This is a genomic window from Paraglaciecola mesophila KMM 241, assembly GCF_000315015.1.
Lineage (GTDB): Bacteria > Pseudomonadota > Gammaproteobacteria > Enterobacterales > Alteromonadaceae > Paraglaciecola > Paraglaciecola mesophila.
In genome coordinates this window covers 1-24481 of sequence record NZ_BAEP01000041.1, presented here as the reverse complement: position 1 = coordinate 24481, position 24481 = coordinate 1, and the positions used below count along the sequence as shown (strand labels likewise).

General features: G+C 44.7%; 20 protein-coding genes and 1 other RNA gene. 9 read left to right on the top strand and 12 right to left on the bottom strand.

What is annotated here, in order from left to right; translation table 11 throughout:
• Window positions 1–157: 157 nt before the first annotated feature.
• The 3 genes from GMES_RS09420 to GMES_RS09410 form a co-directional block, all read right to left on the bottom strand.
• Complete coding sequence (locus tag GMES_RS09420) at window positions 158–814, bottom strand: peroxiredoxin-like family protein (protein ID WP_006992427.1); 657 nt, start codon at window positions 812–814, stop codon at window positions 158–160.
• Window positions 815–1085: 271 nt separating this feature from the next.
• On the bottom strand, window positions 1086–2246 hold the full coding sequence (locus GMES_RS09415) for an L-dopachrome tautomerase-related protein (RefSeq protein WP_006992426.1): 1161 nt from the start codon (window positions 2244–2246) through the stop codon (window positions 1086–1088).
• A 162-nt stretch (window positions 2247–2408) separates the two neighbouring features.
• Window positions 2409–3410 carry a zinc-binding alcohol dehydrogenase family protein gene (locus GMES_RS09410; RefSeq protein ID WP_006992425.1) on the bottom strand — a complete coding sequence of 334 codons (1002 nt, stop codon included), beginning with the start codon at window positions 3408–3410 and terminating at the stop codon, window positions 2409–2411.
• A 233-nt stretch (window positions 3411–3643) separates the two neighbouring features.
• Between GMES_RS09410 and GMES_RS22675 the strand changes: the two genes are divergently transcribed.
• Complete coding sequence (locus GMES_RS22675) at window positions 3644–3820, top strand: hypothetical protein (protein WP_006992424.1); 177 nt, start codon at window positions 3644–3646, stop codon at window positions 3818–3820.
• A 290-nt stretch (window positions 3821–4110) separates the two neighbouring features.
• Here GMES_RS22675 and GMES_RS09405 read toward each other — a convergent pair whose 3' ends face one another.
• Window positions 4111–4569 carry a DUF6789 family protein gene (locus GMES_RS09405; protein ID WP_226990279.1) on the bottom strand — a complete coding sequence of 153 codons (459 nt, stop codon included), beginning with the start codon at window positions 4567–4569 and terminating at the stop codon, window positions 4111–4113.
• Between the two features lie 391 nt (window positions 4570–4960).
• On the opposite strand from GMES_RS09405, the gene GMES_RS09400 reads away from it, so the two are divergent.
• Window positions 4961–6943, top strand: a complete 1983-nt coding sequence (locus GMES_RS09400; RefSeq protein WP_006992421.1) for a PAS domain-containing hybrid sensor histidine kinase/response regulator — start codon at window positions 4961–4963, stop codon at window positions 6941–6943.
• A gap of 148 nt (window positions 6944–7091) precedes the next feature.
• On the opposite strand, the gene GMES_RS09395 is transcribed toward GMES_RS09400, so the two are convergent.
• Window positions 7092–8009, bottom strand: a complete 918-nt coding sequence (locus GMES_RS09395) for a histone deacetylase family protein (protein WP_006992420.1) — start codon at window positions 8007–8009, stop codon at window positions 7092–7094.
• Window positions 8009–9847: a GNAT family N-acetyltransferase gene (locus GMES_RS09390; protein ID WP_006992419.1), complete on the bottom strand. Its 1839-nt coding sequence runs from the start codon at window positions 9845–9847 to the stop codon at window positions 8009–8011. The genes GMES_RS09395 and GMES_RS09390 overlap by 1 nt, the downstream gene beginning before the upstream one ends.
• 262 nt (window positions 9848–10109) lie before the next feature.
• Here GMES_RS09390 and GMES_RS09385 point away from each other — a divergent pair, with 262 nt between their 5' ends.
• Window positions 10110–11513: an MBL fold metallo-hydrolase RNA specificity domain-containing protein gene (locus GMES_RS09385; RefSeq protein WP_006992418.1), complete on the top strand. Its 1404-nt coding sequence runs from the start codon at window positions 10110–10112 to the stop codon at window positions 11511–11513.
• Window positions 11514–11748: 235 nt separating this feature from the next.
• Here the strand turns inward: GMES_RS09385 and ydiJ are convergent, their stop codons facing one another.
• Window positions 11749–14790 (bottom strand): D-2-hydroxyglutarate dehydrogenase YdiJ, encoded by a 3042-nt coding sequence (gene ydiJ, locus GMES_RS09380; protein ID WP_006992417.1) that lies wholly within the window; start codon window positions 14788–14790, stop codon window positions 11749–11751.
• A gap of 263 nt (window positions 14791–15053) precedes the next feature.
• On the opposite strand from ydiJ, the gene GMES_RS09375 reads away from it, so the two are divergent.
• On the top strand, window positions 15054–15272 hold the full coding sequence (locus GMES_RS09375; RefSeq protein WP_006992416.1) for a PGPGW domain-containing protein: 219 nt from the start codon (window positions 15054–15056) through the stop codon (window positions 15270–15272).
• Window positions 15273–15442: 170 nt separating this feature from the next.
• Here GMES_RS09375 and ppsA read toward each other — a convergent pair whose 3' ends face one another.
• The gene (gene ppsA / locus GMES_RS09370) at window positions 15443–17818 is read right to left on the bottom strand and encodes a phosphoenolpyruvate synthase (protein ID WP_006992415.1); all 2376 of its coding nucleotides are present in this window, start codon (window positions 17816–17818) and stop codon (window positions 15443–15445) included.
• Window positions 17819–18029: 211 nt separating this feature from the next.
• On the opposite strand from ppsA, the gene ppsR reads away from it, so the two are divergent.
• Together ppsR and GMES_RS09360 are read left to right on the top strand one after the other, a co-directional pair.
• Entirely contained in the window at window positions 18030–18842 is an 813-nt protein-coding gene (gene ppsR, locus GMES_RS09365; protein ID WP_006992414.1) for a phosphoenolpyruvate synthetase regulatory kinase/phosphorylase PpsR, read from the top strand.
• A 177-nt stretch (window positions 18843–19019) separates the two neighbouring features.
• Window positions 19020–19703, top strand: coding sequence for a DUF2461 domain-containing protein (locus GMES_RS09360; RefSeq protein ID WP_006992413.1), 684 nt, complete (start codon window positions 19020–19022; stop codon window positions 19701–19703).
• Between the two features lie 81 nt (window positions 19704–19784).
• Here GMES_RS09360 and GMES_RS09355 read toward each other — a convergent pair whose 3' ends face one another.
• Window positions 19785–20111: an RnfH family protein gene (locus GMES_RS09355; protein WP_006992412.1), complete on the bottom strand. Its 327-nt coding sequence runs from the start codon at window positions 20109–20111 to the stop codon at window positions 19785–19787.
• A complete protein-coding gene (locus GMES_RS09350; protein WP_006992411.1) occupies window positions 20108–20539 on the bottom strand; it encodes a type II toxin-antitoxin system RatA family toxin in 432 nt (143 codons plus the stop codon). Before GMES_RS09350 ends, GMES_RS09355 begins: the two co-directional genes overlap by 4 nt.
• Window positions 20540–20664: 125 nt before the next feature.
• On the opposite strand from GMES_RS09350, the gene smpB reads away from it, so the two are divergent.
• Window positions 20665–21141 carry an SsrA-binding protein SmpB gene (gene smpB / locus GMES_RS09345; RefSeq protein WP_006992410.1) on the top strand — a complete coding sequence of 159 codons (477 nt, stop codon included), beginning with the start codon at window positions 20665–20667 and terminating at the stop codon, window positions 21139–21141.
• A 56-nt stretch (window positions 21142–21197) separates the two neighbouring features.
• Here smpB and GMES_RS09340 read toward each other — a convergent pair whose 3' ends face one another.
• Window positions 21198–22490, bottom strand: a complete 1293-nt coding sequence (locus tag GMES_RS09340) for an NADH:flavin oxidoreductase/NADH oxidase family protein (RefSeq protein ID WP_006992409.1) — start codon at window positions 22488–22490, stop codon at window positions 21198–21200.
• A gap of 141 nt (window positions 22491–22631) precedes the next feature.
• Between GMES_RS09340 and GMES_RS09335 the strand changes: the two genes are divergently transcribed.
• Together GMES_RS09335 and ssrA are read left to right on the top strand one after the other, a co-directional pair.
• The gene (locus GMES_RS09335; RefSeq protein WP_006992408.1) at window positions 22632–23033 is read left to right on the top strand and encodes a MerR family transcriptional regulator; all 402 of its coding nucleotides are present in this window, start codon (window positions 22632–22634) and stop codon (window positions 23031–23033) included.
• Window positions 23034–23116: 83 nt separating this feature from the next.
• Window positions 23117–23473, top strand: a transfer-messenger RNA (tmRNA) gene (gene ssrA / locus GMES_RS22230).
• Between the two features lie 87 nt (window positions 23474–23560).
• Here the strand turns inward: ssrA and GMES_RS09330 are convergent.
• Window positions 23561–23980, bottom strand: coding sequence for a hypothetical protein (locus tag GMES_RS09330; protein WP_006992407.1), 420 nt, complete (start codon window positions 23978–23980; stop codon window positions 23561–23563).
• Window positions 23981–24481 lie beyond the last annotated feature (501 nt).

Sequence of the window (24481 nt, the reverse complement as noted above, 5' to 3'; positions counted from 1 at the left end):
ATTCGGTAATAAAAACGAACGAGGTCAATAGGTTGAACAAGCTTTTTCTGTCTCGTCTGAAAGCTCAAGAGCGGAGAAAAAGCCATGACCTACTGTTAGTGCATAGAGTGCTAGCTCTTGGCGTGTTAACAACGGGTCATTTAAGGAAATTATCGGCTTAGTTAATTTGATTCGCCTTTAACGCAGCAATGATATCTGCTGGCTCTGCACGGGTCCGGTAATCCACATCGACGAAACGCCAAATCACTTTACCATCGGCATTTAATACGAATGTGGCAGGAATAGGTAACATGCTGCCATTACCATTATTGATGCTGGCTAAGTCTAAACCGCGATCGTTACGCATGTGCTGCAATATTAGCTCGGGTACTTCCCACGCCACACCGTAGGACGCGGCTGCGCGGGCATCTTGGTCTGATAACACCTGAAAGCCTAACTCACTTATCTCACTTTTACTTAAGCTGTCGTCAGGTACTTGCGGGCTGATAGCAACTAATTCAGCGCCTAATTCGTGAATATCACCCAATATCGACTGAAGGGCTCTTAGCTGTAAATTACAATAAGGGCACCAGTCGCCGCGATAAAACGTAACCACCACTGGGCCTTTCCTACGCAAATGGGATAACGCCACATCTTGCCCTTGGGCATTTGGCAATGTGAATGTTGGCGCTTGCTGGCCGATATCGATAGCCTCGCTGCCTTGCTCAAACTTATGAGCTTTGGCCATTAACTCATCCATAGCCTGCATAAATTCAGGTTTGGCTTGTCGAGATTTCGCGACTTGCGCCTCAGTTTGTTCTTTTAGAGTGGACATTGTTTCTCCATAATTTGCTGTGGTTATCGTGCTGTCGCGCAGGGCGTTGCGGTATTCGGTAAATGACTAGCCCAATTTAATATGTGGTGATCGATATCTGATATGCGATATGCGATACACCTACATTCCCACGCCACATAAATAAATCGCTAAGGTGTATTTGACTCATAAAAAAAAGCGCGAGAAATAAAAAAGCGCCATATTCACACTGTCAGAGTGAGCATGGCGCTATTTGTTCCGCACTGGCTAACATTCAAATTAAATAATAATCCTAACGGCCTGTTTTTCCTTTCACTAATGCAGGAAAGCGCATGACCTTGAACTCTCCTTTGCTGGCATTTTCACCGCCGTTTAGCACAGCAGAGCGATGCAGTTCATTAACCGTAAAGTAGATATAATCATCAGGTCCATAAGCAAAGCCATCGGGCCACACGATGCGCTGATCTTTATACAAGGTGCGGCTGTTACCTGAACTATCCGTGACTTCAATGGCACCTTGGGTCACAGAGGTAACATACACATTGCCGCCGCCATCAATGGTAATACCGTCAGACAATGATTTATCTCCGTAGCGCTGTATTTTGTCTTCTAGTGCGGCCATATCGAGGCTTAAATCCACTAAGTCATCGGTTTTCACGCGATAAATAGCCGTACCTGACATAGCACCGAAATACAGCCAGTTAGAATCAACATCAATGGTGATCGGGTTGACGCCTAGCCTTGCAGGCTGGCCACCTAATGTGATCACTCTGCCTTCAATGGTCATGTCCACGTCTTCGGCTTGGGTATACTCACTGCCTTCTAGAACACGTCTGGCTTGCCCCGTTTTGATGTCGACTACCACAATGGCGGCGTGGTTATTAGACGCGGTATCAGCCAGGTAAATTTTGCCGTGTTTGCTGTCGATCGCTAAATCATTTAAAAATGAGCCCGGCGTGATCATGGGCTTGGCAATATAAATGATTTTCTCAAGGGTTTCTAAGCGTGTGTTCCAACCCACTAGGCGACCTGCGTGGTCATCTGATGATGTATCCAGCATCCACAACACGCCGTTTTGATCCACATTCAAACCCAGCACATCGTACAAACCAATTTGGTTCTCATCCGGTTTAGATGCCCACGCTTCGCTTGGGTAGGGCTTCACCGAACCATCATTAAACAGTTCGACTATTTTCACCGGCTGACCATAAAAACCGTGCACACTTAAAAATTTGCGCCCATCTGGACCAATAGCAATATTTCCAGGGGGAGTCGTTTCATCAAACGATGCATATGTTTCCAGCTCGTGGCTGATCTCTTGTTGAGCATGGCCATCGTTGGCTACTTGACTCTGTGCCAAGGTGACGTTAGTTGTTAGCGCCGCTGCGCTAAATAATGCAAGCGCGGTCAGTTTAGCGCTTAATTTAGCAAATGAAGGAACAGAAAATGTCATATACGCTCTCAAATTGTGAGTGATTAATGGGTGTGTTCGAATACTGTATTTGTGTGCTGTATTTACACACGATACTTGTGTGCCCTTCCTATTACTTATTACCTCTGCACGAAATAGCCACTCTATCGTTTTTTGGACAAAATAACGAAGGGTTAGCCTAGGCTAGAACCCAGCCAAAACCAATTTGCCCACCGCCGTTTGAGACTCTAGCAATTGATGGGCTTTCACTAGATTTTCAACGTTGATTTTGCCTAATTCCTCACCCAATGTGGTGACCAAAGTACCATTATCAATCAGCTGAGCGATTTGACTCAGTATGTCGTGCTGGGTTTGCATATCGGTTGTTTCAAACAACGATCGAGTAAACATAAACTCCCAATGTAAAGACACACTTTTGCGTTTTAATGCCACCACATTTAATGATGCTGGGTCATCTATTAAAGCAAACTTACCTTGCGGGGTAATACACTCCACTATTTGTTCAAAATGCTGGTCGGTATTGGTTAAGCTAACGATGTTATCGACACTGTCAAAACCTAGCGCCGTGAGCTGTTCCGCCAAGGGTTGATGGTGGTTTATCACATGATCGGCACCCAATTTACGTACCCAGTCCGCGCTCTTTTCACGAGATGCGGTGGCAATGATAGTCACGTTAGTTAGCTGTTTCGCTAGCTGTAGCATAATAGAGCCGACACCGCCCGCTGCTCCAATGATCAACACGCTTTGATTGCTGTCTCGGTTGAGTTGCAAACGATCAAATAGCAATTCCCAAGCAGTTACCGCCGTCAGTGGTAAGGCTGCAGCTTGTGCATCTGAGATTGAGGTGGGTGCTAAGCCAACAATACGCTCGTCAACAAGTTGAAATTCAGCATTACTGCCTTGACGTGACATGTCACCAGCATAAAAAACCCTGTCCCCCACATTAAACAATGTCACCTGTTCACCCACGGCTTTGACAATACCGACACCGTCATAACCTAATACTTTTATATCTGGCGACGGGTTAATTCTACCGCGCAATTTTGTATCCACTGGGTTAACAGACACGGCTTTGACTTCAATTAACAAGTCTCTCGCTGATGCGACGGGCATGTCTAGGGTATATTCTTGCAACGACCCAGCAGTCGCGGTTTCACTCGGATTTTTATAACCGATGGCTTTCATCATACTCTCCAATCATTCACTAAGTTTTTAGCTATATTTGCATGGCATTGTAAATCACTTTCATTGGATAAAAAGCGCATCTTGCATGAAACATTTTCAAAAAAATATTGAAAGTGCGATATGAGTGTTCTTGACTTATCAGTAGGTAAATTTACTTCTACAAAAAAACTATGAATGTATATACATTTGATATACATTAAAGTCTGATAAATCACGATTCGGATGACAACCCTTTGAGCATTAAAAAGGCGAAGAAGAAAAATAGTCAGTTAATTGTCCGCATTAATGATCAAGAGCGCGCTGAGTTTGTAAACTTATGTGAAGAGCTTGATACCAGTGCGGCCCGTGAAGTACGCAGGTTTATCCGTCAGTTCATCAATGAGCAAAACCGCACTTCGATAGACACATAACATCAAGAAGCGACTGCTTATATGACACCTTTCTCTTACATAAAAAGGAACATTCCAATGGCTAAATCAAATACTAAAGCGCTTAAGAAAGAAATTAAAAACCGCAAGGCTAAAATTGAAAAGCAAGAAAGCAAAGTGAAGAAGTTGAAAAAACAACTTAAGAAAGCCAAGTAAACTTTCCGATAACGTCAGCCGGAAGGATCTACTCCCTCCGGCTTTTTATATTAATTAATGAACTGAACCGATTCTCCCTCTTCGATTAAGCCAGTTTACTTTTTCCTACAGTAAGATTAATCAGAGGTTCCGAGTAATTTAGCGAATGTAAATCCCATTGCCGCGCCAAACACAAGGTGCAAAATAAGGGTCATGACAGGCGCCATTATACCCATGCTCAACCCGAATAGACCTGCACCACTCATAGGCATAGGACCTATCATCATTAATAACCATGCCAAGATACCAAATGTCATCCCTCTAGCTACTTGAGAGCCTCCGGGAAGGATACCGTTAAAAACAGCAAATGCCCCGCCCCAAGCAACCGAGCCGAGCACAAAATGCATTATCCACCCAGTAGTAAGACTAATCTGTGTGCCCATTTTCTCAGCTGCCATGGTTGACATCATGTGAATCGGATCTAACTCTGGCATCACGCCCATGTTCTTTTTCACCATCATCAATCCCGTTAGCACCAATGTACCGACGAAACCTGCAATAATCCCTTTAACAAAGACTGATATATTAAACGACATGTACTTAACCTCTTTAATTTGTAATGTATGTAGTGACAATAGCATTAACGACCAAGCCTTAGGTTGATGTTTATAACCTTCTTCTAGATAAGAACGTGAAGTTGCTAACTATCTTACAAATAAATCATTCGCTTAAAAGCACGAACCGAGCTCACTCATTACGCAAAACATCCTTAAGACAGCTTGAGACATCGAACCAAAGCGTGATGATTATTTGTTTGTAGCGACATTTTGGTGGTTATTTTTGGTAGTTATATAATATGCTATTACACAAAATTAAAAACCTCTGTTGAGTGGGTAGCATCTGAGTGTATTACGTAATGAATACAATGTATGTTAAGCGTTGAAAGGGGATAACAACGTCAATAACTGTAAGCAGGAAATAACGTAAATGACTTATACGCCTCAATCCAAATCCGCTTTAAATTTTATCGCCGGCGGCGGAGAAATGGGCGCTAGAATACGCGCTTACGATTGGCAATCTTCACCTATCGGAGTGCCTGAAAGCTGGCCTCAACCATTAAAAACCAGTTTGCGTTTGTTGCTCTCAAGCGGTCACCCCATGTTTCTGTGGTGGGGACCGGATCTGATCCAATTTTACAATGACCCCTACTTAAAAACCCTTGGTCCAGAGCGTCACCCCAGTGCCCTAGGCCAGCAAGGCCGAGACTGTTGGGCGGAAATTTGGCCTGAAATCGCCCCGCAAATAGAACAAATTTTAACGGGAAAAGGCCACACCTGGCACGAGAACCAACGTTTATTCATCACCCGTAATGGTGTTCGTGAAGAAATGTATTGGACCTATAGTTACAGCCCAATTGACGATCCGACTGCCCCAAACGGCATCGGCGGTATATTAGTGGTGTGTAATGAAACAACTGAGCAAGTGCTAGCAGAGCAAGCCATGAAAACCGCAGAAGCGCGTTGGCGTTCATTGTTCGACCAAGCTCCGAGTTTTATGTGCATTGTGCAAGGGCCTGAACATCGCTTCGAATACGCCAACCTCAATTACTTCAAACTCCTAGGCAAGCAAGGCTTTATAGGTCAAAAAGTGATTGATGTTGTTCCTGAGGTTGATGCCCAAGGGTTTATTGCGCTATTAGACAAGGTTTTTGAAAGTGGTGAAAGCCACCACGGTATTGAAATGCCGCTCATTGTGGGCAATGGCGCCCCCATCTATATCGACTTTATTTATCAGCCAATAATGAACGCGAACGGTCAGGTTAGCGGAATATTAGTAGAAGGCAATAATGTCACCGAGCGCGTTATGGCAAATCGCTCACTGCAAGAACAAGATAAGCTTAAAGACGAATTTCTCGCCATGCTAGCCCACGAGCTGCGTAATCCATTAGCCCCTATTCGCAATGTGAGCGAAATATTGCTCAACATGGAGCAACGCGACCCCAAGCTAAAAAATATCGGTGATATTCTAGCCCGCCAAGTACATCACATGACTCACCTTATGGATGACTTACTGGATGTGTCTCGTATTAGCCAAAACCTAATCAATTTGCAGCTTGAACCAACCGACTTCTCTGATATCGTCAGTTTTACCATAGAATCTCTGCAAAGTGCCCTAGATGCCAAACACCACACCCTTGAGATAGTTGGTACTTCGCAAGCGTTATTTGTGAATGGCGACAGCACGCGCTTGGTTCAATCCATAAGTAACGTGTTAAACAATGCCATTAAGTACACGCCTGAGGGCGGCCACATAACACTAGAATGTGTAGCAGATGCTGACACTGTGCAGGTGATAATTAGTGACAATGGCTACGGAATTAGTCCGTCGATGCAAGGTAAGGTGTTTGAACTTTTTACCCAAGTACAGCAAACGTTAGATCGCTCCCAAGGTGGCTTGGGTATCGGTCTAAATATCGTTCAGCGTTTAGTACAAATGCATGGCGGGTCTATCTCTGTTAGTAGCCAAGGTCTAGGTCATGGCTCATGCTTTACCATCACCTTACCTAGAATAACCGCCCCCGAAAATACTGCTGCCGAGGCCGCTTTTGCGCTAAAAGCAGAGAAACGAATTTTGATAGTCGATGACAACAAAGATTCTGCGGATACCATGTCAGAGTTGTTAGCGATGCAAGGGCATATAGTGACTACCGTTTACAACGCCCATGATGCACTCAGTGATATTGAAAAAATCGAACCTGATGTTGTCCTACTCGATATAGGTTTACCAGATATGAATGGCTATGAAGTTGCCCAGCAGATCCTCGCCAGAAAGTTAACGCCGCTATTGGTTGCTCTTACAGGGTATGGTCAAGCCGAGGATGTGCGTAAAGCCAAGGAAGTAGGGTTTGATTATCACTTCACTAAACCGGTTAATTTCAGTGAGCTGAATCAAATTTTCGCGCAAAAATAACCAGCATAGGCGCAAGTTAAGCCAGAGAACACCGCAACGGGGCGTTGATAGCAGTTAATAGAGATTAACCACAAAACAAAAACACTCATGTGACGCAATGCGCATATAAACGCCGTGCCTGATGTATCTCTGACAATCTAGCGTTTAGTCAATCCATCATCCCTTTGATATGCGCCGCTACGCTGCGCCCCAGCGCATTCAACACATAACCGCCTTCTAGCGTAGACACCATCCTAGCGTTGCAATGTTTAACGGCCAGTTTTTTAAGCTCTGCGGTCAACCAGTAAAAGTCTGTTTCGACTAAATTAAAGTGCCCCATATCATCTTCATAATGACTGTCAAAACCCGCAGAGATTAAGATAAGCTGCGGAGCAAAGGCATCTATTTTAGGCAGCCACTGCTCGCTAATGGCCTGCATAAATTCATCACCATAGGTGCCCGCTGGTAAAGGCAAGTTCAAAATATGCTCATTCCCTGGCCCCATGTTATAAGGGAAAAAAGGCGATTCAAACGATGAGCAAAACAGCACGCGCTCATCGTTAAAAAAAATGTCTTCAGTACCGTTACCGTGGTGTACGTCAAAATCAATAATGGCAACACGCTCTAGGCCATATTGCGCCATAGCGTAAGCCGCAGCTACTGCAACATTATTGAAAAAACAAAAACCCATGGCCCTAGCATGTTCGGCGTGGTGACCCGGTGGGCGCACCGCGCAAAATGCCTGTTCAGCTTTGTTTTGCATCACCAAATCCACAGCCATCACATTCGCCCCAGCTGCATATAATGCCGCGTTCAAACTGTGCTGACCTAACTGAGTGTCGGGTGCCAACTCTATAACGCCTTCTTTGGGGACACTGGCGAAGACATGATCCACATAAGCTTTGTCGTGCGCTAAATATAACTGCTCTTTTGTGGCCTGAATTGCCTGTTGTTTATCAATAATAAAATCGAGTCTTGACGCAATAATCTGATCGTTAATCGCATGCAACCGATCTGGGCTATCTGGGTGATCGGTACCCGCCTCATGCAACCCGCAACAAGGGTGACTTATAAAAACAAAACTCATTAATACTTGTCCAAATTCAAGGTTAAATTGACTTCGCCCATCTCTTGAGAAGGTTGGCGCTCAAAATGCGCACTTTCGAAAACTCTAAGCATATTTCGGTTATCTGCTCTGACCACCGCTAACATTCTTGTTAATCCCCTTTGCTTTGCAATGAGGATCATTTCTGCCAATAGTTGTTTAGCCATGCCCTTTCCGTGAAACGATTCTCGGGTCACAAATGCCGCTTCACAGCTTTTATTGTCAGCGCACAAATAGTAACGCCCTACGGCTTGAATTTCCGAGGCCGAACCTTGCTGCCTAACAATGCACAAGGCTAAGTCGTGGCTCTGATCAACACTGACTAAATTACACGACTTCTCACGGGTCATCTGCGTGGGGTAATGGTTATACCGGTAAAACAGGGTTTCTTTGGTATGGGAATAGAAGAACTCTTGCAGACGACGCTCATCTGCTGGGTTGAGTGGCCGTAGATCAAACGACTGATTATCAATCTTCATGGTTTTAAACCCTAATGGACCGAGTTCAGGTACATCTCGAGGATAATTCTTTTGATAATTCGGCACCCAATAATGCTCACGCACCTTGGCCAGTAATTGTTCACGAAATTTTGGGTGCGCTACGCGAATTAGCTCCAGCGCTCGCTCTCGAATGCTGCGCCCCTTAAGTGATGCGACACCAAATTCAGTCACTACATAATGTACATGGCCGCGGCTCGTCACCACCCCGCTTCCTTCGGTGATAAAGGGAACAATACGCGAGATAGAGCCTCCCTTTGCAGTAGAGGGCATAGCAATAATAGGTTTACCTCCAGGGGACATAGCAGCGCCACGAATAAAATCCACCTGCCCGCCAATGCCGCTATAAAACTGATAACCAATGGAGTCAGCGACCACCTGACCCGTTAAGTCCACTTCCAATGCGCTATTTATCGCCACCATTTTATGATTACGCGCAATATTCGCTGGTGAGTTCAGATAATCACTGGGGTAAAACTCCACGTGGGGATTATTATCCACAAAGTCATATAGCTTTTTGCTACCTAAACAAAAACTCGCCACTGTTTTGCCAGGGTGAAAGGTTTTTTTGCGGTTGTTGATCACGCCTTTAGCAATCAAATCAATAATACCGTCAGTAATTAGTTCGCTATGTACGCCTAAATCTTTGTGGTTTTGCAAGTAATACAGCACTGCATTGGGTATTTTCCCCACCCCCAGTTGCAGCGTGGCGCCATCATCCACCAGCATGGCAACATATTGACCAATTCGCTCAGTGATTTTATCTGGTTCGTAAGTAGGCAGCTCCGGGAGCGCTTGCTCCACTTCTATGCATGCCGCTATGTCGTCAATGCGGATAAATGTATGGCCGCTGGTACGTGGCATCGACGTGTTAATTTGAGCAACCACGTACTTGGCCTTTTTAACTGCCGCCAAATTCACATCAACGGCCACACCTAACGAACAGTAACCGTATTTGTCAGGCGGGCTGACCATGATAAAGGCTGCATCTAAGGGCAAGATATCCTCCTCAAACAGTGAAGGGACCTCTGATAAAAAACACGGCGTGTAATCGACCCGCCCCTCAGCCACCGCTTGACGGACTTTTTCTCCTCCAATAAACAAGGCATTCACTTTGAATAAATCACTGAACTGCGGCTCCACCCAACGACTGTCCGACAAAGCATTAAATTGCACCAGCTCTATATCTTTTAAGTCGCCACTATTGGCGATTAAATCATCAATGAGTGCGTTAGGAACGGCAGCATTCGAGCCAATAAAGATACGATTGCCAGACTTAAGCAACGCTTGCCAGTCAGGCCGATTAGGTAAGGCGGTTTTCATAATCACTCCTTAGATATGCTCACGTCGACTATGCCACAGAGTATTGGTGTCGGCATTAAGACGTTGGTCTGTTGTTAGTTACTAGGCCATAAATGTGGATGACGTATTATTCGATAGAGCATCAAGGTAAGTCACGCAGTTAAGCAAAGCAAACTTGATGCAAGACAAAGTCAGCCCTTTAAAATGCGCTACATTAAAATTACGTTTTAATTACATTTTATTTTCAATACGTCCCAACGTGTTGACTTGAAAAAGGATTGTTATGGCTATTATCTATTTTTGGGGCGCAGCGCAGGAAGTGACCGGCTCATGTCACCTAATTGAATCTGCAAGCTTCGGTAAAATCCTGCTTGATTGCGGTATGCATCAAGGGGGGAACTCCATTGATCGCATCGGTGACGAAGGCTTCCCTTTTAATCCTGCATCCATAGACGCAGTGCTGTTATCCCATGCCCATCTCGACCATAGCGGCATGTTACCCAAACTGGTCCATGAGGGGTTTACTGGCCCTATATACTGCACCTCAGAAACGGCAGATTTACTGGTGGTAATGTTGCAAGACTCAGTCAGCATTTACATGAGTGACTTAGCCCGTGAAAACCGCCGTCTCGCTCGCAAAGGTAAACCTCTACTTGAGCCTGAATACTCGGAAGAGGATGTGATGCAAGTCATCGCTCAGTGTGAGTCACAAAGCTACAACAAGGCGCTTAAGCTTGCAGAGCAAACGACAGCTTGCTTTTACGATGCAGGGCATATTCTTGGCTCAGCGATAATCGAACTTAGCTTCGAAGAAAGAGGCGAGCAGAAAAAATTGGTTTTCTCCGGTGATTTGGGCAACAAAAGCGCCGTATTAATGAACGACCCGAGCATACTGACCAAAGCTGATATTGTATTAATGGAAAGCACCTATGGCGATCGCAATCATAAATCTATCGATAATACGGTATCTGAGCTTAAAACCATTTTAATGGATACTGAAAACCGAGGCGGTAATATCATGATCCCTGCGTTCGCAGTAGGACGTACCCAAGAAATCCTTTTCTACCTAGGCCAACTGCACCAGCAAGGTTTATTAGACAATTGGCAGGTAATTCTCGACAGCCCGATGGCCATTGAAGTGACCCGCGTTTATGACAAGTGGTTTAGTGCACTTGATAGTGACGAAATTGAAGAAGCCAGCCCTAACGCACACTCCATACTCAAAGACTTCATTCCGCGTTTGTTTTTGTCCGTGGCACCGGATGAGTCCATGATGATCAACAAAATCAAAAAAGGTGCGTTAATTATTGCCGGCAGCGGCATGTGTACCGGAGGACGGATACGTCACCACTTCAAGCAGCGAATTTGGGATTCACGCAACGCCATCATTTTTTGTGGATACCAAGCTAATGGCACGCTCGGTAGGTTGCTAGTTGACGGCCTACAGCATTTAAAATTGTTTGGTGATGATTACGTGGTCAAAGCACAAATAGAAACTCTGGGCGGCTTTTCAGCTCATGCAGGCCAAAATGAACTCGTAGAATGGGTGAGCCATTTTGAAAACAACCCAAAAGTCGTGTTAGTACACGGTGAGCCCAAAGCCCAAGAAGCATTAGCACAAAAGTTATGGGAAGATAAAAACATCAGAGCCGTGATACCAAGTCTGGGCCAAAGCTTGGTGTTTTAAAGTCTCGTTTTTAGCACTTAATGCGGCCATGCGGGCTTCGTGCTTGTATGCACTCTATGAAAGGAATTCGCCAACAAAAAAAGCAGTGAACACTGAGTATTCACTGCTTTTTACGTCATATTGCTAACGCTCTGTTGTTACTAAGTCGCTTTAATACAACCTAATTTAGGACAACCGTTTTAAGACATCCATTCTAGCGCGCCTGTTTCAAGGCGTGCGCATCAAAACAGGCATGTTAAGAAAGGTGCGCGAGCATCGCTTGTAATGGATGCTTAGGTTTTTCACCCTCAATACGAGCAACTTGACTGCGACATGAATATCCAGTGGCTAAGATTTGAGAAGTTTTAAATTTCGCCACTGCCTTTTCCCAGCTTAAGGCATAAATGCCTTTTGATTGCTCTAAATGACTTGCTTCATGGCCAAAGGTGCCAGCCATGCCGCAGCACCCCACTGAAATCGGCGTGAGTGACATGCCCATGCGCTGGAACAATTGCTGCCAATGTTTCTCACTTTCAGGCAGAGCTGTTTTCTCTGTACAATGACCGAAGAATGCATACTCGGTATCAGGTGTGTTGCCGCGCTCTGGCAAAGTAATTGTCGCTAACCACTCGTGAACTAACGTCACTTCAAAGCTGCCTCTGGTATCACCTAACACTTTTTTGTATTCATCTCGATAGCACAGCACTAATGATGGGTCGACACCCACCATAGGTATACCCAGCGGCGCTAGCTTGTTTAAAAAGTCTGCGCTGTCTTTTGCCGTCGCGGCAAATTCTTTCAAGAAACCTTTCACATGTTGGGGTTTACCATTGGGCATAAAGGGCAACAGAATAGGCTCGTATCCTAGGCATTCAATCAGTTTAACCAAATCATGCAGTAAACCTGCCTCATAAAAGCTTGTGAAGGGATCCTGTACAATCAATACTTTTTTGGCCCGCTCACTCGCGCTCAAGGCTTGCAACGTCCCTAAATTAAAATGAGTGGCTTCATGCCCTGCTAGTTGCTTTTTCAGTGACGGGGATGACAGTAACGGTGTGTCTACATAACCCACCGTTTTCTTGATAAGCTTGTTCATCCACGCTTGTTTTAAAAAGGCATTTACCAGCTTTGGCGCTTTAGCCATCAGCGGTGCCATAGCTTCAATATTACCCACTAAATAGTCTTTGGCGGGGCGCATATAACGCTGGTAATAAAGTGACAAGAAGCGCGCCCTAAAAGTGGGCACATCCACGCTTACCGGGCATTGGGTAGAGCATGCCTTACACGCTAAGCAGCCATCCATCACCTCTAGCACTTCATGTGAGAAGTCGTTAGATTGTGCTTTGCCCATGGAGTTGTTTAGGCGTTTCAGCAAATTCTGGTTCTTCCCTTGCAGCTCAAGGGCATTCACATCCACTTGATTATTGGCCAGTAAACGCAACCATTCACGCATCGCCCCTGCTCGTCCTTTGGGGCTGTGACGTCGGTCAGAGGTAATTTTACTCGATGGGCACATGGTCGATGTGGTGTCATAATTGAAGCACAAACCATTGCCGTTACAGTTCATCGCTGGCCCAAATGCATCACGCACCGTAATAGGTATTTGACGGTCAAACTCACCGCGTTTTACGCCACCTACGCTGACTAAAGGCGCACTACTTTCAATCGGTGTGCAGATTTTGCCTGGGTTCATTTTATTGTGAGGGTCAAACGCCGCTTTTATTTTTCGTAGCTCTTCATATAACTCTTCACCGAAAAATGCCGGCGCATATTCACTGCGATAACCTTTACCGTGCTCGCCCCATAATAAGCCGCCATATTTAGCAACCAAGGCCGAAACCTCATTAGATATATCTGGGATAGTCGCTTCTTGCTCAGGGTCGCACATATCAAGCGCTGGGCGCACATGTAGCACCCCAGCATCAACGTGACCAAACATACCGTAATGTAAGTTACGAGCATCAAGTAACGCCCGAAACTCCATAATAAAGTCGGCCAAATTCTCTGGCGGCACGCCTGTATCTTCGACGAACGCTAAGGGCTTTTTACGACCCTTGGTTTTACCCAATAAGCCCACCGATTTTTTACGCATCGCATAAATTTTGCCAATATCGGCGTTGTCATAAGTAATTTGATAACCAATTACGCCGCCTTCATTACCCTCAAGCGCCGCATCCAATTTTGCGCTCAGTAAAGTGATTTTTTCTCGCAACGCTTCTTCTGAATCGCCATTGTACTCAACCATGTTTAGGCCAAGCACTTCCTTGTTTTCAACCTCAGTAATGAGCTCTTTAACTTGGTGCCAAATAATATCCTGCTTCGCTAGGTTTAATACGTTGCTATCAACTGTTTCTACAGATGTCGCGTTTGCCGCCACCATATGCGGGGCATGGCGCAGCGCTGACTCAAAAGAATCGTACTTAATATTCACCAAGGCTTTGTGTTTAGAAATAGGAGTGACGTTCAGTTTGGCTTCTGCCACAAACACCAAGGACCCTTCAGAGCCTGTGATAACACGGCTAATATCGACCTTGGTTAAATCGTCATTTAACGCATGCTCTAAATCGTAACCGGTCAAGAAGCGGTTCATACGGGGGAATTTAGCTAAGATCTGTTCGCGCTTATCCACACAGGTTGCCAAAATTTGTTTAACTAACCTCCCCGTAATGTTCTGTTGCTGTGCAACTTGCTTGGCCTGCTCCATGTCCATTGGGGCGGTTTCTAGCAATGTGCCGTCAGCCAATACTGAGGTTAAGCCTAAAACGTGATCGCTGGTTTTACCGTACACCAATGAGCCCTGCCCCGAAGCGTCGGTGCTAATCATACCGCCGATGGTCGCGCGGTTGCTGGTCGATAAATCTGGCGCGAAAAACAAACCATAAGGGCGAAGCGCGTCGTTTAACTGATCCTTCACGACACCTGCTTGTACTTTTACCCAGCGCTCTTGAGGGTTAATTTCAAGGATGTTATTCATATGCCGTGACACGTCAACAATAATGCCTGACGTCAAAGACTGCCCGTTAGTACCCGTACCGCCGCCTCTGGCACTAAAAGAAACATCATTATATTGACTAGCAAGCTCACCAATTACTTGTAAATCAGCCACTGATTTGGGTAGCACCACACCTTGAGGCAACGCTTGATAGATAGAGTTATCGGTAGCCACGGCGAGACGACTGGCATAGCTAAATTCGATGTCGCCACTAAATTCACTGCGCCTCAAAGCCGAGAAAAAAGCGTGATAATTGGATTGCGGGCCGGATTCAATGTCTAAAGCAGGTAATTCATGCTGGGGCATAATGTTCTTTTTTCTCACGGTTTAACAATTGCGCGCTATTGTACAACCTAAGCGCCTCTAACATCTAATACGCGAAAGGAATTATTTAGTTTTTATCTAGGTTAATTATTCTGTCTAGCACAATTTTTTGCACATTTTGAGCTCTCATCCATACTCTTTTTATACACGCGGCTTGCTTACGTCATACTCGGTAACAAGTATGCAGTTGCAACTTTCCTGTTCCTGTCGTAAAAGTGAATCATGAAAAAAGGAATATATGCAAAATGAAAAATCTACGTATTGGGTTAGGCGCACTATTGGTTGTTGCAGGCATTGTGCTGTTTATCATCCCAGGCTCAATGTTGCTGGTAATAGCAGGTTTATTGTTGCTAAGTGTTGACGTACCTGTTGCCAGAACTTGGCTAAAACGCTGCCAAACGAGTATGGCTCGCTCATCCGCTAAGATTGACCGCGTATTACTGAATCGAAAATTACGAGATTAATTTTATTAGCGCTTTGTTCGACTCGGTTATCTTTCTTAAGCCTTCCTCCCTCCATTAGCACAGTGTTTATCAATAAAAAACCAAAAAAAAGGCTGTCATATGACAGCCTTTTTACCTGTAGGGCACTGATTTTATTATTATTGTTAGTCAGCGGTGTATTTTAGCGCCTGTTACTTCTTGTGCTTTTCCCCTAAGTACAACCAGGTTTCGACGACTGTATCAGGATTTAACGATACGCTGTCGATACCTTGCTCAACTAACCATGCGGCCAAGTCTTCGTGATCAGATGGGCCTTGGCCACAAATTCCCACATACTTACCGCGTTTCTTCGCTGCTTGAATAGCCATAGCAAGCAATGCTTTAACCGCAGGGTCACGCTCGTCAAACAAGTGAGCAATCACGCCTGAATCGCGGTCAAGACCAAGGGCTAATTGGGTCATATCGTTTGAACCAATTGAGAAGCCATCGAAGATATCCAAGAACTGGTCAGCTAATAATGCATTTGACGGTAATTCGCACATCATAATAACGCGCAAGCCATTTTCACCTTGCACTAAACCTTGCTCTTTTAGCAATTCGATAACACTGCGGCCTTCTTCAAGCGTACGCACGAATGGGATCATGATCTCAACATTCGTCAAGCCCATTTTGTTCCGTACTCGCTTAATGGCTTCACATTCAAGTGCGAAACAATCACGGAAGCTTTCAGAAATATAACGGCTCGCACCACGGAAGCCCAACATAGGGTTTTCTTCATCGGGCTCGTATTGATACCCACCCACCAAGTTATAGTACTCGTTGGATTTAAAATCAGACATACGCACAATGACTTTCTTAGGTGAGAAAGCAGCGCCGATTGTCGCGATCCCTTCAACCAATTTCTCGATATAAAACTCAACTGGCGATGCGTAACCGGCGATCATTTCGCTGATTTCTTCTTTAAGCTCTGAAGGCTGGGCATCAAAGTTAAGTAAGGCTTTTGGATGCACACCAATCATACGGTTGATGATGAACTCTAAACGTGCAAGGCCGACGCCTTCATTCGGCAAGCGAGCAAAATCGAATGCTCTGTCAGGGTTACCAACGTTCATCATTACTTTAAGGGGGATTTCAGGCATAGAATCGATGCGAGACGTCACTACGTCAAAATCGAGCACATCACCATAGATAAAGCCTGTGTCGCCTTCGGCGCAAGAAACGGTAATCTTGTCACCGTTGTTAATCAAGTCAGTGGCGTTGCCACAACCAACAACAGCCGGAATACCCAATTCACGAGCGATAATAGCTGCGTGACATGTACGCCCACCACGATTGGTAACAATCGCTGAGGCTTTTTTCATGATGGGCTCCCAATCAGGGTCTGTCATGTCAGTTACCAACACGTCACCGGCTTGGATTTTGTCCATCTCTTCTATAGAGTCAAGCACTTTTGCCACACCAGCACCAATCTTATGACCGATAGAGCGACCTTCACATACAACACTCGCTTTACCGTTTAGGCGGAAGCGCTCTATCACTTGAATGTCTTCGCGGCTGCGCACTGTTTCTGGACGCGCTTGCACGATATAAAGTTTACCGTCGATGCCGTCTTTAGCCCATTCAATATCCATCGCACGTTTGTAGTGTTTCTCGATGATTTGCGCTTGTTTGGCTAACTCTTGAACTTCGTCATCCGTTAGCGAGAAAACAACGCTGTCGGCTTTATCGATATCAACAATTTCCACCTGCTTGCCATGGCTCAAATCATCTGAGTAAATCATCTTGGTTAATTTACTGCCTAGATTACGACGTACCACTGCAGGCAAGCCTTTGTCTAGCGTTGGCTTGTGTACATAAAATTCATCTGGGTTAACGGCACCTTGCACCACCATTTCACCCAAACCATATGATGAGGTGATAAATACCACATCTTCAAAACCTGATTCAGTGTCAATGGTGAACATTACGCCTGATGCTGCGCAGTCACTGCGTACCATGCGTTGAATACCTGCAGATAATGCCACGCCTTTGTGGTCATAACCTTGGTGTACGCGATAAGAAATGGCACGGTCGTTAAATAAAGACGCATAAACATGCTTGATGGCAACCATCACGGCATCAATGCCCTTTACGTTTAGAAATGTTTCTTGTTGTCCAGCGAATGAAGCATCAGGCATGTCTTCAGCCGTTGCAGATGAACGCACAGCAAATGACGCTTCGTCTCCTGCATCACCTTGCAAGGTTTTAAATGCAGAAGTGATGTCTGCTTCTAGCTCAGGTAAAAACGGGGTGTCGATGATCCACTGACGTATTGTTTTACCCGCTTCGCCCAAGGCAGGAATGTCATTCACGTCCAACGTATCAAGCAAATCGTGAATGCGTGCCTCAAGGCCACTTTGTTCTAAGAAAAGATTAAACGCTGACGCAGTCGTAGCAAAACCACCGGGTACCTGTACACCAGCATTTGAAAGATTCGAAATCATTTCGCCAAGGGATGCATTCTTACCACCGACGACGCCCACGTCGTCCATTCCCAATTGCTGATACCAAAGCACATTTTCTTGCATTTAATTCGTCTCCAAGATGAACTCAATTGTAAAAGCTGCCAACGATGACAACCCCAGATAGTTAGTCAAAATGACGCTCGCTAAACGTCGAAAAAAATTATATTTCTCAAGTGCCTAGCTTTTTACGTGAGGGATTTTAGAATGCAGTTCAGAAGAAAGTAAAATTTAATTTATTTATGTAATTATATTACTACATTGTTAAGGAAATGTTATGCGAACGGCTTACTATATTTCAGACGGAACAGCGATAACTTCGGAGGTATTTGGCCATGCATTGCTGTCATTATTCACGATCGAGTTCGAACATATCACGGTTCCGTTTGTTGAAACTGAAGAACAAGCGAAACAAGTTGTTAAAAGAATATCTGAAAGTTTTCAAGATGATGGTCAACGCCCTTTGGTGTTTTATACGATAGTGAATACCGAAGTGCGCAAAATAATCTCTAAATCAGTGGGCATTAACTACAATTTTCTCGACCAATTTGTTGCCCCACTGGAAATCGTTTTGGGCGTGCCTTCAAAACCAGAAAAACATCGAACTCACAGTATTCATGAAAAAACCTATGACATCAGAATAGAAGCAGTAAATTACGCCTTAGCAAACGATGATGGTTCAAATTTACAGGAGTATGACGAAGCCGATATTATTTTGGTTGGCGTATCACGCTCTGGTAAAACACCCACCAGCTTATATTTAGCCCTGCAATACGGTATCAAGGCGGCAAACTACCCCTTCACTGAAGAAGACATGGGAGATATTTTAAAAATGCCCCCTGCCCTCAAACGTCACAAAGACAAAATGTTTGGCTTAACCATAGAAGCTCAGCGCCTGCATCAAATACGTTCTGAACGCCGTGCCAACAGCCGCTATGCGTCGTTGCAGCAATGCCGCATGGAATTACGCGAAGTAGAAAACCTATACCGCAAGGAGAAAATCCCTTTTCTAAATAGTACTCGTTATTCCATAGAAGAAATTTCGGCGAAAATCTTGGCCACCACAGGTCTCAAGCGTAAGAAGTACTAGTAAACAACACATGAGATACAAATTTGGCTCCCAAGAGTTACTCAAGAAAACCAACTGAAGTGTGTTGCTGACATTTTTTACCGTGCAAAAGAATCTGTAACAATTGTCACAACCCCTGTTATTGATTTGCCGTAACCAATGAGTAAGCTGGCCACTATTATTTCAAGAGGCTAGCTTATGTTTACCCATTTCGACCCATCCCTATTTACTTTTTTACAGCAACTAGAAAAGAACAACGACAGGGAGTGGTTCAATGCGAATAAACAGCGTTACGAAGATTTAGTGCGCGGCCCTGCTCTTGATTTTATCAGTGAAATGCAAAAGTGGATCCCGATGATTTCGCCGCATTATGAAGCCACACCCAAAAAAATGGGTGGCTCGTTGATGCGGGTGTATCGAGATGTGCGCTTCTCGAAAGACAAATCTCCATATAAAACCAATGTAGGTATTCAATTTCGCCACGAAATAGGCAAAGACGTGCACTCGCCAGGGTTTTATATGCATATTGCCAGTGAAGAGTGTTTCCTTGCTGTGGGCACATGGCACCCGCAACCTGATGCATTGCGCGCTATACGAGAGCATATTCAGCGTAAACCTTCGGTCTATCAAGATGCTATCGAGCACTCCCCCTTTACTGAGTACTACCATATGGCAGGCGATTCACTTGTTCGCCCCCCAAAAGGCTACGACTCCGAATCCCCAATGATTGAAGAAATTAAGCGCAAAGATTTTATTGCTATTTGCCCGCTGGATAAAAAGCAGTTATTGGAAGGTAACGTGTGTGAGTTGGCCGCTACACGTTATGGCCGAGCGCAGCCTTTACAGAAATTCTTGTGTGATGCACTAGGGTTGAGGTTTTAGGGCTGCATTTTTACGCTAAGATCCGGCCTTTGAAGCCTTAGCGCTTAACCATTGAGGCCTAAGCTTGGCCTTTGAATAACCTTACGCGCGCCCACCAGTGACTTTATTGGCACGCCCTTCCTCTTTGGCTTTTTCTGCTCGGCGACGCCGTGCTTCTTTAGGATCGGCAATTAACGGGCGATAAATCTCAATACGATCGCCATCTTGGGGAACATCAGTTAATTTGCAGGTACGATTCCAAATACCGACTTTACTTTTGGTTAAATCGATATCATCAAAGCGCTGCAAAATACCAGATGCTTGAATTGCTTCCTCAACGGTATGGCCCGTTTCAACCACCACTTCTAACAAGGCTTGGCGTTCAGGCAGTGCATAGGCTACTTCTAGGTTGATTTGTTTGTCAGTCATGCATATACCTCTTTAGCTCGCTCTGTAAAAGCGACCACCATATTAGCTGCAATCGCATTAAAAACCCGACCAAAGGCCATTTCCACTAGGCGACTCGAAAAGGCAAAATCTAAATTTAATTCAATTTTACAGGCGCTGTCAGAAAGCGCCTTAAAAGTCCATCCTCCGCGCAGTTCAGAGAACGGCCCGTCAACCAAATTCATCCTAATGTACTCACCGCGAGATAACTCATTACGTGTACTAAACCATTGTTTGATCCCAGCTTTTGAAATCAGCAAAGACGCTTCCATGCTGTGTTCATCTGCATGGGTTACTTTTGTCTGAGCACAACCAGGTAAAAATTCGGGATAGCGTTGCACGTCATTTATCAAATCAAACATTGATTCAGCACTAAACGCTACCAGAGCGCTGCGGGTCACATTAGGCATCAATTCCCCTTGAAATGGGTCAGTCGGTTTTTATAGGCGCAAAATACTAGCATAAAATCAGATATCTATTTCAATATCAGTGATTTTTGTTGTACCCCGTTAGACAACCATTATAATACGGCGCCATGAAATCAAAGAAGTCAAAATCAACTAACAACACCATCGCATTGAATAAAAAGGCGCGGCACGACTATATCTTGCAAGATAAAATCGAAGCTGGCATTGAATTACAAGGATGGGAAGTTAAAAGCATTCGTTCAGGCAAAGTCAATTTGTCTGACAGCTACGTTACCTTACACAAAGGCGAAGCCTTTTTAGTGGGTAGTACTATTCAACCTCTTAACCAAGCATCTAGCCACGTAGTATGTGAGCCTTTGCGTCAGCGCAAACTCTTACTCAACAAACGTGAGCTCGACAAACTGATTGGCTCAGTCGAGCGCCAAGGTTACTCAATTCTTGCCACTGCCATGTACTGGAAGAAGAACTGGGTAAAAGTCGAAATTTACTTAGGTAAAGGTAAGCACGAGCATGATAAACGTGATGCCGTCAAGGACCGTGATTGGGCACGAGACAAAGAACGCATGATGAAGCATAAAGTCTAGGCTTAATGCAGAAAACCATATGCTTCATTGTTAAAAAAGGCGCAACAGCGCCTTTTTTAACTCAGCTCATCACTAAAACGTTTACGATACCGTTTAGTTAGCTTGGCAGTGCGCACCTGATCCAAAATTAAACTGATAATGGGTGACAACTTCCCTTGTGGGCTTTTCCCCTCGCCTACTCTGCGAATTTGTCTTTTAACTAATGCCATGGTTGCCAAGCCTGACAGGGTTTTGTCTTTCCATGTCACCTTGGGTAAAGCGCTCGTAACACCATGATGATTTTGCCACTGGTTGGGTAAATCAGGGGTAAATGCCAATGCAGTGGCCATACCGACCAAGGCGACGCCTGAGTCAACAACCTTTTGTGCCACGGGCAAGCGCGTGATGCCCCCCGTGGTCATGATTGGCACGGATGAATGCGCACTAATCGCTTGGGCAAATTCTAAAAAATACGCTTCTCGGGCTAGCGTTCGCGTATCTGCTGTGTTGCCTTGCATGGCCGGGGCTTCATAACTGCCACCAGACAATTCCACAAAATCAATGTTCAGCTCACCGAGCATATCTACCACGTCTTGTGCATCTGCAGGCTCAAAACCACCACGCTGAAAATCCGCAGAATTGAGCTTCACAGAAACAGAAAAGCCTGCGCCACACGCCTGCTTAATTTCACGGGTAATGGTTAATAACAGTCGAGCGCGGTTTTCGATGCTACCACCCCAGTTATCATTGCGTTTATTCGTCAAAGGCGATAAAAACTGGGCCAATAAATAACCATGGGCTGCGTGAATTTGCACGCCATCAAAGCCTGCTTCTTCAGCACGTTGGGCCGTTTGTACAAACCGCTTAATCACATCCTGTATTTGCGCTTCATTCATGGCTTTTGGCTGACCAAATAAATGTGAATGCTTACCCATATCAAGGGCCACATCTGATGCGGATAACACCTTGCCGCCCATTTTGCTAAACACTTGCCTGCCTGGGTGATTAATTTGCATCACGACTTTGCAACCATTGATTTTCGACTCGTTGGCAAGCTGAGTGAACGTGGTTATGTCGCTGCTTTTTTCTAGCGCCAATCCACCTGGGCCAGTCATGGCTAAATGATCTACCATCACATTGCCTGTCAAAATGAGGCCCACTCCCCCATCAGCCCATTTACGATACATGGTGAGTAAGGTTTGGGACGGTACCTGTTCAATCGTGGCTAGGTTTTCTTCCATAGCTGCTTTGACTAGGCGATTTTTTACCTTCAACCCACTTGGGAAACGAAAAGAAGAAAATACGCAGTTGGCGGGCGCTTTGGCGCTACTTTGTTGAGCATTGGTTAACGCATTGGATTTAGCTGACATAAAACGACTGATTAAATTGACATTGAATTCACTATAACCTTAAAGTCAGCTTTAAGGTCAATAGCATTATAGGTAGTTTCATTATCAGGCTATTTCTCTTTCACCTCTCACCTCTTGATTAATATCTTCGAAGGAAACCTAATGAAAATAGGCGAACTCGCCCAGCACAGCGGTGTTGCGCCCAGCACCATCCGCTTCTATGAAAGCAAAGGGCTACTGAAAAGTGCCAGAAGCAGCAATGGTTATCGTCAGTACAATTCCGACAGCCTACGGCAAATACAGCTGATTAGGTTCTCTCAAAGTCTTGGTTTTTCATTAGATGAAATGCCATCTGCCGCCACAGCAGAAGATGGTTTTGATCACGACTTAATCCTTGAGCGACTCGAAGGTAAACGCCAAGAAGCAGCCGCTTTGTTAGAGCAAATACAACGCAAAGCGGACCGCCTAAACAGCCTAATCACTCTATTGAATGAAAACTGGGCAGAAGGCCAATGCTTACCTGCACAAACCTTAACCAATCTATTAGATGAAGCGAATTATTAGCTGCTTTAACTACGCATATTAGTGATTTCCCCCATGACTGTGGTATACTGCGCACTGTTGGTAGTTTGCAACCAACAACATTTGGGGCTGATTTTGGATTCGACAAGATTCTTGAGGCTTTAGGTGCATGCAGAGGAGCGGTTTGCCTCTTAAAAAGCCGCATTTAAATAGTCGCAAACGACGAAAACTACGCTCTAGCCGCTTAATAACCGGCTAAGCCCTTCCACTCATACTCTTTCTGCTAGTAGAGGTTCGGAAGGTCATCCCAGCAGAATAGCGAGGGAACCTTGTCTAAGGGTGAACCGCGAAACAGTATTAGGCCCGCTATGAGAAATCCTGTCTGCCGGAGTTCAAAATAGTTAAATAAAAGACAGAATAAGCATGTAGTACCGACGGTTAACGTTTTTTGGACGCGGGTTCAACTCCCGCCAGCTCCACCACATTTAGCCCCTAACTTTCAATAAGTTAGGGGCTTTTCTATTTATTGATGTCCACTATTTGTCCACATAAATAAATTTATCGTAGATTCACAGGTGATTACTCGCCTTACTATTTTTGGAATCTAAAGAACTAGAAACACTCTCTAACCAAGCATAACCTTCATCTAGGTTGCTAAAATATTCAACTTCTACATTCCTAAATACTTCATGAGATTTTTGGAGTACCGCTTTTTGAAGTGCGCTGTTATGAACGATGGCTAGATATCTCAAGTTATTTTCATCTAACCATAGATTCAAGTCTAAAACAGCATAGTGAATATCAGGGGTAGCTAGCTCCCATTGTGTAAGGTCACAGATACACAACCAAGGATTACTTTTTAGGTGACTAGCAAGCTCTTTGGTTTCCTCAACCCATCGACTGGCAGTTTGGTAATTCCAAGAGTCGAACGCCCTCAGGATCAATACATTTCCTGTTATTTCAAGTTCAAAGCTGCCGTGTTCAATCATTTTCCACCTCAATAGTGGTTACACCGTGTTATCGCAAATAGCATAATCCTAACCCAACTATAATGATCATTATTATTTTATTAATCAAAGATGTATCCCAGCTTAAGAGCCTTTAAGCGATATAGCCAATTATAACTCCCTCTTTTCAAGCTAGTCGGCAGGACATTACATCGTAATTTTTTACCCTGAATTCAAGACGAAAACCGTATTCACTGCTACATGGTTAGTCAAAAGATCCCCCCTGTTGGGTTTATTCAATGCGCTAACTCTCAATCAGCCAACATGGGCTACTAAACAATAGCGACATTAGATTAGCTGCTAGCCTGAGCGCCATAGAGCCTTTTTTCGACTATCAGCTTATAAACACCTGCAAGCAAAGTTTCTTATTCGTAGTGTCAAACTGAGTTTCCTAAGGATTAGGATTGAGCTTAAGATTAGATGACTTAAAATAGAAATGACTTCAGTGTCTCGTTTATGCTGAGCGTGAAGCTAGTTGCTTAT